The sequence below is a fragment of the Klebsiella planticola genome (genome assembly GCF_000783935.2).
GTDB lineage: Bacteria > Pseudomonadota > Gammaproteobacteria > Enterobacterales > Enterobacteriaceae > Klebsiella > Klebsiella planticola.
In genome coordinates, this window is record NZ_CP026047.1 from 2,892,655 (window position 1) to 2,904,934 (window position 12,280).

A 12,280-nucleotide genomic window follows, 5' to 3' on the forward strand; every position below is an offset into this window, starting at 1 on the left:
TCATACGTCTGAAATTTATCGCCCGTAGCTTATACATTTAGTAATAGCACGGAGAATTTCTTTAATAACTCGTTAGAAATAACTGACTATACTCAGCATGCTTTATCCTTCACGATTCAGACCCACAGTAACTTGTTTTATATCTCTTTAACTTATTGATTAAGAAGGTATGTCATGTCTATTCGGGAACTGATCGATCCAACCAACTCTGCCCTAATCTTTATTGACCATCAGCCGCAGATGTCGTTTGGCGTTGCCAATATTGACCGTCAGACGCTGAAAAACAACACCGTTGCCCTGGCGAAAGCCGGCAAAATTTTTAATGTTCCGGTTATTTATACTTCCGTTGAGACCAAAAGTTTTAGCGGCTATATCTGGCCAGAATTACTGGCGGTCCATCCGCAGGTTAAACCGATTGAACGTACGTCGATGAACTCCTGGGAAGATGCTGCTTTTGTTAAGGCGGTCAAAGCCACCGGACGCAAAAAATTGATTATTTCTGCGCTGTGGACCGAAGTGTGCCTGACCTTCCCGGCGCTGATGGCTTTGGAAGAGGGGTTTGAAGTCTACGTGGTTACCGACACCTCCGGCGGCACCTCCGTTGACGCCCATGAACGGTCAATTGATCGCATGGTGCAGGCCGGCGCTGTTCCGGTCACCTGGCAGCAGGTTTTGCTGGAATACCAGCGCGACTGGTCACGCAAAGAGACGTATGACGCGGTCATGGATCTGGTTCGCGAACACAGCGGCGCTTACGGGATGGGCGTGGATTATGCCTATACCATGGTACACGGCGCGCCGGAACGTAAAGCCTGAATACACTTCGTCCTTCAGGCTGTCTCTGTGTGGCCTTCGTTTGCCCGCCCCGGTCGCTGGCTTATGTCAGTGACCGGGGGCGTACAAGCTTGCCGCCTCGACGCAGCATGAATGATTTTGTGTATTGTCATTGATGGAGAAGGGGGGGAAATCCCGCCCTTCTCCGCAGCAAGGAGCCCGGTCATGACGCAACAGAAATCGGTGACCCTGGTAATAAGCCATACGCTCGACCCTGAACACGGGGAACGCTATGAGCAATGGTTAGGTAAAATTATGCCTGTCGCGGCAGAGTTTCCCGGCCATCTGGGCGCTAACGTGATTCGCCCGACCGCCGGGCAGAATTTATGGAGCGTCATTATTCGTTTTGACACCATTGAACACCTCTATGCCTGGACGCAGTCAGAAACGCGTCGCGAACTGGTCGCGGAAATTGCGCCGCTGCTCAATGAAGGCGATCGCACGGAAGTGCGGACCGAGCCGGCCTTCTGGTTCACTCCACCAGCGGCGAACGTACGCCAGCCGCTGCGCTGGAAGCAGTTTCTGATTACGCTGCTGGTGATCTTTCCCAGCACTAACCTGGTGCCCTGGCTGACCGGGATGTTCCTTCCCTCATTGCGGGGAAGCCTGCTGCTGCATTTGATAAATGATGCCTGTGTGGTCGCGCTGGTGGTCTGGTTCTGGATGCCCATCGTGACCCGTCTGTTTGCTGGCTGGTTAAAGAAAAACTGAGTCAGCCTCCTGAAGGAGAGCGTTATGTCGCAAACTGCCACACTGATCCTTACCAACGGCCGAATTCATACACTCGACCGCACTAATCCGTTGACCGAGGCGATCGCCATCGCCAACGGCAAGATCCTCGCCACCGGTAGCAGCGATCGGATCATGAGTTTTGCTGCGCAAGGGACACAGATAGTTGATCTACAAGGTCATACGGTGATCCCCGGTCTGAACGATTCCCACCTGCACCTGATCCGCGGCGGGCTGAATTATAATCTCGAGTTGCGCTGGGAGGGGGTTCCGTCGCTGGCCGACGCGCTGCGCATGCTGAAAGATCAGGCCGATCGCACGCCGTCTCCGCAGTGGGTGCGCGTTGTCGGCGGCTGGAGTGAATTTCAGTTCGCCGAACGGCGTATGCCCACCCTCGAGGAGTTGAACGAGGCGGCGCCGGATACGCCGGTATTTGTCCTCCATCTCTACGATCGCGCGCTGCTGAACCGTGCGGCGCTGAAGGCCGTGGGTTACACCAAAGAGACGCCGGATCCGGCCGGCGGTGAAATCGTGCGCGACAGCCACGGTAACCCCACCGGGATGCTGATCGCCAAACCTAACGCGATGATTCTCTATGCGACCCTGGCGAAAGGGCCGAAGTTGCCGCTGGAGCTGCAGGTCAATTCGACGCGTCAGTTTATGCGTGAGCTGAACCGGCTTGGCCTCACCAGCGCGATCGATGCCGGGGGCGGTTTCCAGAACTATCCGGAAGATTATGAAATTATTGAACAGCTGCATGCGCAAGAGCAGATGACCGTGCGTATTGCCTATAACCTGTTTACCCAGCGGCCAAAACAGGAGCTGGATGATTTCGAACGCTGGACCGATATGCTGAAACCGGGGCAGGGGACCGACTTTTTCCGTGCCAACGGCGCCGGCGAAATGCTGGTCTTCTCGGCGGCGGATTTTGAAGATTTCCTGCAGCCGCGTCCGGATCTGCCGCAAGGGATGGAAGACGAGCTGGAGCGGGTGGTACGCCATCTGGTGGAGCACCGCTGGCCGTTCCGCCTGCATGCGACCTATGATGAATCCATCAGCCGGATGCTGGATGTTTTTGAGAAGGTGAATCGCGATATTCCGTTTAACGGCCTGCACTGGTTCTTTGACCATGCGGAGACCATTACCGAGCGGAATATTGAACGCGTGAAGGCGCTCGGCGGCGGTATCGCGGTGCAGCACCGAATGGCTTTTCAGGGCGAATATTTTGTCGATCGCTATGGCAAAGATGCGGTCAAGCATACGCCGCCGGTGGCGAAAATGCTGGAGCTGGACGTGCCGGTGGGGCTGGGGACCGATGCGACGCGTGTCGCAAGCTACAACCCGTGGACCGCGCTCTACTGGCTGGTCTCCGGGCGTACCGTGGGCGGCATGGCGATGTATGACGAGAGTAACCGTCTGCCGCGCGAGGTGGCGCTGGAACTGTGGACCGCGGGCAGCGCCTGGTTCTCCAGTGAACAGGGCAAAAAAGGGCGTATTGAGAAAGATCAGCTGGCCGATCTGGTGGTGCTGTCCAAAGACTATTTCAGCGTGCCGGAAGAGGAGATCAAAGGCATTGAGTCGGTGCTGACGGTGGTCGATGGCAAAGTGGTTTATGCCGCAGGGCATTTCTCCCCGCTGGCGCCGCCGCCGATTCCTGTTCTGCCGGAGTGGTCTCCGGTGGTTAAGGTGCCGGGCCACTATCGTTCCGCTCCGCCTGCGGCGGCGAAAATCGGGGCGATAGTACAGATGCACCAGTGCTGCGGCAGCTGCGGCGTGCACGGTCATCAGCATGATATTGCCCGTAAGTCGTCGGTGCCGGTGTCGGACGAACAGGCGTTCTGGGGCGTGATGGGCTGTTCCTGCTTCGCGTTTTAGCCTCTTCCAGGTTTACGCGCTCCTCAGGCCAGATCGCCGGGGGAGCGCGTAGCGCAACCATCTGCTTGAGCATCAATGATAATGCCGGACTTAGCCTCGGTTCTGAGAGCCAAATAGCTGGATCCGGCGGGCAACCATCTCGCGTACGGGCAGCAAGCCTTGCTGGATAACTTTGCGCGGATCGTTAATATCGTGGCCGTTATCGGCGGCAAACAGCGCTTTCACGGCCTCACACCAGGCGTACATATTCTCGGTGTTGACGTTAATTTTTGCCGTACCGCAGGCAATCGCTTTGCGTATATCGTCGTCAGCAATGCCGGTCCCGCCGTGAAGTACCAGCGGCACCTTGACCAGCTCTGATATGGCTTTCATTTCGGCAAAGCCGAGTTTAGCCTTCCCTTTATAAAGCCCGTGCGTAGAACCGAGCGCGGCGGCGAGGCAGTCTACCTGCGTTTCGCTGACCAGGGTAAAACACTCCTGCGGATCGGCATAGATAACCTCAGAATTCACGATGCCATCTTCACTGCCGGCAATGGTTCCCAGCTCGGCTTCGACGGAGATGCCTCTGCTGTGCGCCAGGTCGACCAGATGGCGGGTGATCGCCAGGTTTTCCGCAAACGGCAAATGGGAGCCATCAAACATAATTGAGCTAAAGCCAGCTTCAATGGCCGCTTCACAGGCCTCGCGCGTGGTCCCGTGATCGAGATGCAAGGCGACCGGAATATCAATCTGTAGATAGTCCATCGCATTCACCACGATGTCGTGAATGCATTTCAGGCCCAGCATATGTTTTACCGTGCCGCCGGAGACGCCTAAAATAATGGGTGAGCGGAGCTGTTGCCCGGTGCTTAATACGGCGCCAACCCATTCCAGATTATTAATATTGAACTGCCCTACGGCATAACCGTCCCGTAGGGCATGCTGAAGCATGTCCTTCATAGAAACTAACATAATCACCTCGGAATTAATTATTCATCAAAATACTGCGTTAAGTTTCTTTCGTAGCTGTTTAATGCGTTATGAACAACGGCAAGATCCGGCATGGATTCACGAACACCTTTTTTCTCAATAGAGATTGCTGCGGTCAGGCTGGCAAAAAGAATAATATTATCGATATGCCATGAATAATGAACGCCGTAAGTGAAAGCACCATGAAAAACATCGCCGGCGCCGGTCGTATCGACGGCCTGACATTGCCAGGCGGGAACAATATGCAGCATCCCGCTCTTTAAAAAGGCACAGCCTTTTTCTCCAAGAGTAATAAAAGCCTCGCCCCGGCAGATTTTATTCAGTTCGAGAAGCGCTGTTTTTAGCTCTTTCTCTGTGCTCAGCGCACGGTAGCTCATATAGTCTCTGGCGAAATGTTCGCTGACGACGAAATAATCTGTCCAGGCCGCCAGTTTGATATTACTGGCGCGTAACGAACCGCCATCCATGACCACGCGGGCCGCGGGGAGTTTTTTAATTAAATACTCGCTGATTTCGGCTTCGTGACCATCAATTAACAGAGTAACCGGCTCTTCTGAAGCAATAAGGCGCTGTGCGAGATCGTCAAGTTTCAGTTTTTGATCGTAGGTCAGTGAAGGTGGCGTTTGCATTTTTCGGGTAATAATGGTTCGCGAGCCCGTTAAACGGTTAACCAGCACCGACGCCAGCGGGGTGATCATCTCATCGGAAAAGACGATGTGGCTGGTATCGACTCCGGCCTGAGCAAATTCATCGACGATACGCTGACCGTAAATATCCGCATTTAGATGACCGATGTAATAGACATCCTCGCCCCATAATCCCAGCAGCCATGCGGCATTTGCCGCCGGACCGCCGCCGCTTTCAATAAAGTCGTGGCAGAAGTTTTTGGTGTTTTCCTGCGGCCACTCATTCAGAAAGAAGAACTGATCAAAACATGAAAAACCTATGGACAATATAGCCATAACTACTCCTGATAATGTCGTCAGCTGCGGGAAGAATGCTTCCCGCAGGGAAAAATGAAACCCTATTCATTTTTCTTATTCGCCGTGAGCGCTTCGTAGCTGAGCGTATCTCCTACCACGCGCACTGAGCGGAAGCAGAAAGGCACCAGCAGCGCGATGAGCAGGGCGAGGCAAATCAAATAGATGGTTATCTGGCCAAACTGGGTAAACGCATTACCGATAATGATGCCCCATACCGCGAAATCGAAATCGGCAAAGGTACTGTTCTCAAAGCCCAGGCTGCCTAAAGCCGGTAGCAACATCGCCGGCAGGAAGGCGAGGAAGATGCCGCCAATGAACGAGGCAATGACGCAGCCCCGCTTGCCGCCCAGCTTGTCGGCGAAAACGCCCGAGGTCCCGCCGCAGAAGAAATGCGGCACCATACCGGGAATGATCAGCGCCATGCCGAAGGCGCCCAGCAGCAGCATCCCGACCAGACCGCCGATAAAGGAGCTGATAAAACCGACGACCACCGCCGTTGGGCTAAACGTAAAGAACACCGCGCAGTCAACGGCCGGAATCGAATCGGGAATCAGCTTCTGGCTAATCCCCTGGAATGCCGGTACCAGATCGCCAAGGATCAGACGCACGCCGTTGTAGACGATGGCGACGCCGACGGCAAACTGCAGGCCGGTCAGGATAGAGAAGATCAGCATGTTCTGGTCAGTGATTGTCCGCAGGTATTCGGTGCCGGCCACGGCGCTACAGACAAAGTAGATAACGAACATCACGATCCCGGTAGTGACCGTGGTATCACGCAAAAAGCCCCATTTCTCAGAGATTTCGGTATCGGCGAAAGAGTTCGCCGGGTTGCCGGTTTTGCTGGCGATCCATGCGGAGATGTAATACCCCAGCGAGCCAAAGTGCCCCATCGCAATGCCGCCATCTTCGGTGACCTGCTTGGTATAGCGTTGGCCAATTGCCGGAGAGATCGCCGACCAGGAGCCGAGTAAGAATCCGCCAATCAATACCAGCATCCAGCCGCGGAATTCTGCCGCCTGCAGTACCGCCGAGAACAGACAGGCGAGGAAGAAAGAGTGGTGACCGGTAAGGAAGATATATTTATACTTAGTGCAGCGGGCAATCAGCAGGTTAAAAATAAAACCTAACAGCAATATACTCATGGTTTCCACACCCAGTACCTTCTGGGCGACGGAAACAATAGCCTCGTTGTTAGGAATAACGCCGCGAATATTAAATCCGGCTTCGATAATTCCGCCGAGCGGATTGAGGTTGGCAACGATAACCCCAGCGCCGGCGCTGAGCATTAAATAACCGAGGATGGGCTTTAAGGTACCGGTGAGAAGTTTATTTCCGGGGGAGCGCAGTGCCACTAAACCGACAAATGCGATAATCCCCATCAGAAATGCGGGTTGGCTGAATATTTCTGATAAGAATGTGAGTATAGCCTGCATGATCGTGTCCTTAATAATGATTAAGAATGAGTCGCAGCAATTTTTGTCAGAGCGTCGGTAATATCTTCAGCAATTTTTGCTTTATGTACATAGCTGCGAATGATGGCGACCTGACAATGTGCAGGGAACTGATTGGCTAATTCTTTGATGGTGATATAGAGATCGGCTTTCTCTCCTACGGCATTGGCAAAATCAACGGAGGCGACGTCAGCTTTGATCCCTAATTCATCACATATTTTTTTGACATTGCTTGCGGCCATTAATGAACTGCCAATCCCGTTACCACAAACTGTTCTGATAACTAACATAATGACGACTCCATTTTATTGTGGATGAAATTGAATACGGCATTGATGTCATGCTCTTCGCGAAGGAACGACACAATATCTGATTCAATCAGTGCGGCGATTATCTGGATCATTTTTATATGGTTATCGGCATCGGCGCCGGCGATACCGATAATGACGCTCACCGGGTCAAACTCCTCGTGACCAAAGTGAAGCGGCTGGCGGGTGGTGATTAAAGAAAAACCGGTGCGGATGGCCCCCTTTTCGGGGCGTGCGTGGGGCATCGCCAGCCCGCTATCAATAACAATGGCGGGACCAAAATCCTTATAGACGTCGAGCATCGCGGTGATGTATTCGGGGCGACAAATTTGCTGGCGGGCCAGCAGCGTCCCGGATAATTCGATAGCCTGACTGGCGCTGGTAATGTTCTGATCAAGTGCGATTAACCGGCGATCAAAAATGATTTCCATAATCCAATCCTTAACGCATTTATTTTCTGAGTTAAATCATGACGAAATAGAACGCAGGAAATCATGGTTCAGGTCACATTTGAATTTTTAAACCTTGAAGTTGATCACAGTGGAATGATCTTTGCGTTATTTTTTAAGGGAAAATAACATTTATTATTATGTTAATTATCAATTGGTTATAATTGGAGTATGGAATTTTAAAAAAATATCAGGCGGGACAGAACAAAAATAAGAGAGAATTATTTTTTAGAAGTGCTTTGCGTATCACAAATATCATGGCAGTTTTTTACCAAAGCTTGAGTTTGATAACAAAAAAGCCGTCTGGAAAGCATGAGGGGGCGGCGACTGCGCGCGCGAGCGCAACATGTGCTGCGGCAGAAGATAAAAAAGGCCCGCATGCGCGAGCCTTTTTCTGAACATGGGCCGATTACAGGCTGGACACGTTCTCGGTCAGGTATTTAGCAACGCCTTCCGGAGAAGCCGCCATACCTTCTTTTCCTTTTTCCCACTGTGCCGGGCAAACTTCACCGTGCTCTTCGTGGAACTGCAGCGCGTCAACCATACGCAGCATTTCGTCGATGTTACGACCCAGCGGCAGATCGTTTACTACCTGGTGGCGAACGACGCCGTTAGCGTCGATCAGGAAGGAGCCGCGCAGCGCCACGCCTTCGTCCGGGTGTTCGATACCGTAAGCTTTCTGGATTTCACGTTTGATATCAGCAACCATCGCGTATTTAACCGGACCGATACCGCCCTGGTCTACCGGGGTGTTACGCCATGCGTTGTGAACGAATTCAGAGTCGAAGGAGACGCCAACAACTTCTACGCCGCGTTTCTGGAATTCTTCGTAACGTTTGTCAAAAGCGATCAGCTCAGACGGGCAAACGAAGGTGAAGTCCATCGGCCAGAAGAACAGGACGGTCGCTTTACCGTTGGTGTGTTGTTTGAAGTTGAATTTCTCAACGATTTCGCCGTTACCTAAAACAGCTGCTGCGGTAAAATCCGGAGCCTGACGAGTGACCAGAACCATATGATTCTCCTGTTAATAATAAGGTTAATTGGAACGCAACGCGGGCAAGTATAGGGACTGGTTCATGCGAACTCAACGTGACGTTGACAATCAATGAGATAGGTTTTACCTATCAATTTATATCGGAAAACGTTGTTCAGGATAGCCTTTCTGTGAGAAAGCGCAATCTTTATAGTTCGCGCCTGGCGGCCTGCGCCATCATTCGCGGATAAAAAGTCCAGAACTGCTGCTCGAGTTTATCGTAGTGCGTATCCAGATCCTGCCAGGAGTCGCGCAGGGCATCAAGGCGCGGACGACGGCTGGCCATGCCGTTGAGGACGCTCTGAATAAAGTCCATATCTTCATAGCGTTCAAGCCAGCGCTCCGACCACAAATAGGCATTGAGATTCACGAAACGCGGCGGCGAATCGGGTAACACCGGCGTTACCTGTGCCTGGGCATAGCGGACAAACTCATTGAGCGGCATATCGGGTGAAATGCGCGCCCAGTGATGCGACAGGAAGTGATCCCACATCACATCCAGCGTAATGGGCGCCACGCGGCGGGTCTGCGGGCGAAACCAGTCGCGCGCTGCTTTTACTTCCGGCAGATTATCGGTCATGACATCGATGCGCCGGTGCATAAAAATGCCGTCGACAATGTCGGCCGGGAAGTCCGACTGGGGATTGCCGCGAACAAAATCGGCCAGAAGATTGCCGGGCAGGGAACTGTCGGCGAGATGGGCTAAGTGCAGGTGTGCAAGAAAATTCATAGACCTTTTATCCTTCAAACTGCCTCTTTGTTGGCTTCAGCTACCCGGCTCATCTTTGAGCCTCGCCCTCGCGGGCCGCCACTCCGCGGCGTTCAAATCTGTTCCTGACAGATTTATCACTCACCCGGCCATAGACACCTGTCTGCTCCCGGGGACGCATTCAGCTGCCGCGTCGATGCATCTTGAATGGTTTTGTGTATAGATTATGTTATTCATCCAGAGGGGTAAAGGTTGCAGGGAGGACGCCCCGGCACTAGACTACCCGCCTCTTTATTTAGTCTGAGCCACCGTCATGCGCGTTACCGATTTTTCCTTTGAACTACCCGAATCCCTGATCGCCCACTACCCGCAGCCGGAGCGCAGTCGCTGTCGCCTGCTGTCGTTAGACGGTCCGACGGGAGCGCTGACGCATGGGACTTTCACTGATTTACTCGACAAACTTAACCCGGGCGATCTGCTGGTCTTTAACAATACCCGCGTGATCCCGGCGCGCCTGTTTGGCCGAAAAGCCAGCGGCGGCAAGATTGAAGTGCTGGTCGAGCGCATGCTTGATGACAAACGTATTCTGGCACATATTCGCGCATCTAAAGCGCCGAAGCCGGGAGCGGAGCTGCTGCTGGGCGATGATGAAAGCATCAACGCCACGATGGTGGCACGTCACGACGCGCTGTTTGAAGTCGAATTTAACGACGAACGCCCGGTACTGGATATCCTCAACAGCATCGGCCATATGCCGCTGCCGCCGTATATCGATCGTCCGGACGAAGACGCCGACCGCGAACTGTATCAAACCGTATACAGCACCAGGCCGGGGGCTGTGGCCGCGCCGACCGCTGGCCTGCACTTTGACGATATGATGCTGGAGAAGCTGCGCGAGAAAGGGATTGAAATGGCGTTTGTGACGCTGCACGTTGGCGCGGGGACTTTCCAGCCGGTGCGCGTAGAGACCATTGAAGATCACATCATGCACTCCGAGTACGCCGAAGTGCCGCAGGAGGTCGTTGATGCGGTGCTGGCGGCGAAAGCGCGCGGCAACCGGGTCATCGCGGTGGGCACCACCTCCGTACGTTCGCTGGAGAGCGCGGCGCAGGCGGCGAAAAACGACCTGATTGAGCCGTTTTTCGGCGACACGCAGATTTTTATCTATCAGGGGTATCAGTACAAAGCGGTTGATGCGCTGGTGACCAACTTCCATCTCCCTGAATCGACTCTGATTATGCTGGTTTCAGCCTTTGCTGGCTATCAGCACACCATGAATGCCTATAAGGCTGCGGTAGAACAAAAATATCGCTTTTTTAGCTACGGGGACGCGATGTTTATCACGTACAATCCGCAGGCTATTTTTGAGCGTGTCGGGGAATAACTCCGCGACATGAGTGTTTAACGTCAGACTGTTTTTCTGACGCAGGAGTTAAAATGAAATTTGAACTGGATACGACCGACGGACGCGCCCGCCGCGGCCGCCTGGTGTTTGATCGCGGCGTGGTTGAAACGCCAGCCTTTATGCCCGTTGGTACCTACGGCACCGTAAAAGGGATGACGCCGGAAGAAGTTGAAGCCACCGGCGCGCAAATTATCCTCGGCAACACGTTCCACCTGTGGTTACGTCCGGGCCAGGAAATCATGAAGCTGCACGGTGACCTGCATGATTTTATGCAGTGGAAAGGACCCATCCTGACCGATTCCGGCGGCTTCCAGGTGTTCAGCCTGGGCGATATCCGCAAAATTACCGAGCAGGGCGTCCACTTCCGCAACCCAATTAATGGCGACCCCATTTTCCTCGATCCGGAAAAATCGATGGAGATTCAGTACGATCTCGGTTCCGATATCGTGATGATCTTCGACGAATGTACGCCGTATCCGGCGGACTGGGATTACGCTAAGCGCTCGATGGAAATGTCTCTGCGCTGGGCGCAGCGCAGCCGCGACCGTTTTGACTCTCTTGGCAATAAAAATGCGCTGTTTGGCATTATCCAGGGCAGCGTTTACGAAGATTTACGTGATATCTCCGTTAAAGGTCTGGTAGATATCGGCTTTGATGGCTACGCTGTCGGCGGTTTGGCTGTCGGTGAGCCGAAGGAAGACATGCACCGTATCCTGGAGCACGTTTGCCCGCAGATCCCGGCCGACAAACCGCGCTATCTGATGGGCGTCGGCAAGCCAGAAGATCTGGTTGAAGGGGTGCGTCGCGGTATCGACATGTTCGACTGCGTCATGCCCACGCGCAACGCGCGCAACGGCCACCTGTTCGTCACCGATGGCGTGGTGAAGATTCGTAATGCGAAGCATAAAAGCGACACCGCGCCGCTGGATGCCGAGTGTGATTGCTATACATGTCGCAATTATTCACGCGCTTACTTGCATCATCTCGATCGTTGCAACGAAATATTGGGCGCGCGCCTCAATACCATTCATAACCTTCGCTACTATCAGCGTTTAATGGCTGGTTTACGTAAGGCTATCGAAGAGGGTAAATTAGAGAGCTTCGTGACCGATTTTTACCAACGTCAGGGGCGACCTGTTCCTCCTTTGAACGTTGATTAATTTTAATAATGAGGGAATTTGAATGAGCTTTTTTATTTCTGATGCGGTAGCAGCAACCGGTGGCGCGGCGCAGGGTAGCCCGATGTCTCTGATTCTGATGCTGGTGGTGTTCGGTCTGATTTTCTATTTCATGATCCTGCGCCCACAGCAGAAGCGCACCAAAGAACATAAAAACCTGATGAACTCTATCGCCAAGGGCGATGAAGTGCTGACGAATGGCGGCCTGGTTGGTCGCGTCACGAAAGTTGCTGAAAGCGGATACATTGCTATCGCGCTGAACGACACCACTGAAGTGGTTATCAAACGTGACTTCGTAGCTGCCGTTCTGCCGAAAGGCACCATGAAGGCACTGTAATCCACTTTTCCCTAAGGGAA

13 protein-coding genes are annotated in these 12,280 nt (G+C 53.2%); 6 read left to right on the forward strand and 7 right to left on the reverse strand.

Annotated elements, in window-relative coordinates:
* Positions 1–174 precede the first annotated feature (174 nt).
* The 3 genes from MC50_RS14005 to MC50_RS14015 all read left to right on the forward strand — a co-directional run bounded on the left by MC50_RS14005 (position 175) and on the right by MC50_RS14015 (position 3,438).
* Positions 175–816 (forward strand): hydrolase, encoded by a 642-nt coding sequence (locus MC50_RS14005; protein ID WP_032689277.1) that lies wholly within the window; start codon positions 175–177, stop codon positions 814–816.
* Positions 817–999: 183 nt separating this feature from the next.
* Positions 1,000–1,545: an antibiotic biosynthesis monooxygenase gene (locus MC50_RS14010; protein WP_032689276.1), complete on the forward strand. Its 546-nt coding sequence runs from the start codon at positions 1,000–1,002 to the stop codon at positions 1,543–1,545.
* Positions 1,546–1,569: 24 nt separating this feature from the next.
* Complete coding sequence (locus tag MC50_RS14015; RefSeq protein ID WP_032696559.1) at positions 1,570–3,438, forward strand: amidohydrolase; 1,869 nt, start codon at positions 1,570–1,572, stop codon at positions 3,436–3,438.
* 90 nt (positions 3,439–3,528) lie between these two features.
* Here the strand turns inward: MC50_RS14015 and fba are convergent, their stop codons facing one another.
* The 7 genes from fba to acpH all read right to left on the reverse strand — a co-directional run bounded on the left by fba (position 3,529) and on the right by acpH (position 9,361).
* Positions 3,529–4,389 (reverse strand): class II fructose-1,6-bisphosphate aldolase, encoded by an 861-nt coding sequence (gene fba / locus MC50_RS14020; RefSeq protein ID WP_032689274.1) that lies wholly within the window; start codon positions 4,387–4,389, stop codon positions 3,529–3,531.
* Positions 4,390–4,406: 17 nt separating this feature from the next.
* Positions 4,407–5,369, reverse strand: coding sequence for a carbohydrate kinase family protein (locus MC50_RS14025; RefSeq protein ID WP_004858562.1), 963 nt, complete (start codon positions 5,367–5,369; stop codon positions 4,407–4,409).
* Between the two features lie 62 nt (positions 5,370–5,431).
* Entirely contained in the window at positions 5,432–6,823 is a 1,392-nt protein-coding gene (locus MC50_RS14030; RefSeq protein ID WP_004858563.1) for a PTS ascorbate transporter subunit IIC, read from the reverse strand.
* A gap of 20 nt (positions 6,824–6,843) precedes the next feature.
* Complete coding sequence (locus tag MC50_RS14035; RefSeq protein ID WP_004858566.1) at positions 6,844–7,131, reverse strand: PTS sugar transporter subunit IIB; 288 nt, start codon at positions 7,129–7,131, stop codon at positions 6,844–6,846.
* Positions 7,125–7,580 (reverse strand): PTS sugar transporter subunit IIA, encoded by a 456-nt coding sequence (locus MC50_RS14040; RefSeq protein WP_032696557.1) that lies wholly within the window; start codon positions 7,578–7,580, stop codon positions 7,125–7,127. The genes MC50_RS14035 and MC50_RS14040 overlap by 7 nt, the downstream gene beginning before the upstream one ends.
* Before the next feature lie 427 nt (positions 7,581–8,007).
* Complete coding sequence (locus tag MC50_RS14045; RefSeq protein ID WP_004858569.1) at positions 8,008–8,610, reverse strand: peroxiredoxin; 603 nt, start codon at positions 8,608–8,610, stop codon at positions 8,008–8,010.
* Positions 8,611–8,779: 169 nt separating this feature from the next.
* Complete coding sequence (gene acpH / locus MC50_RS14050) at positions 8,780–9,361, reverse strand: ACP phosphodiesterase (protein WP_032689271.1); 582 nt, start codon at positions 9,359–9,361, stop codon at positions 8,780–8,782.
* Between the two features lie 292 nt (positions 9,362–9,653).
* On the opposite strand from acpH, the gene queA reads away from it, so the two are divergent.
* From queA to yajC, 3 genes are read left to right on the forward strand one after another with little or no spacing between them, the layout of a single operon-like run.
* Positions 9,654–10,724, forward strand: coding sequence for a tRNA preQ1(34) S-adenosylmethionine ribosyltransferase-isomerase QueA (queA, locus tag MC50_RS14055; RefSeq protein ID WP_032689270.1), 1,071 nt, complete (start codon positions 9,654–9,656; stop codon positions 10,722–10,724).
* A gap of 53 nt (positions 10,725–10,777) precedes the next feature.
* Positions 10,778–11,905, forward strand: a complete 1,128-nt coding sequence (gene tgt / locus MC50_RS14060; protein ID WP_032689269.1) for a tRNA guanosine(34) transglycosylase Tgt — start codon at positions 10,778–10,780, stop codon at positions 11,903–11,905.
* Positions 11,906–11,927: 22 nt separating this feature from the next.
* Positions 11,928–12,260 carry a preprotein translocase subunit YajC gene (gene yajC, locus MC50_RS14065; RefSeq protein ID WP_004099423.1) on the forward strand — a complete coding sequence of 111 codons (333 nt, stop codon included), beginning with the start codon at positions 11,928–11,930 and terminating at the stop codon, positions 12,258–12,260.
* Positions 12,261–12,280 lie beyond the last annotated feature (20 nt).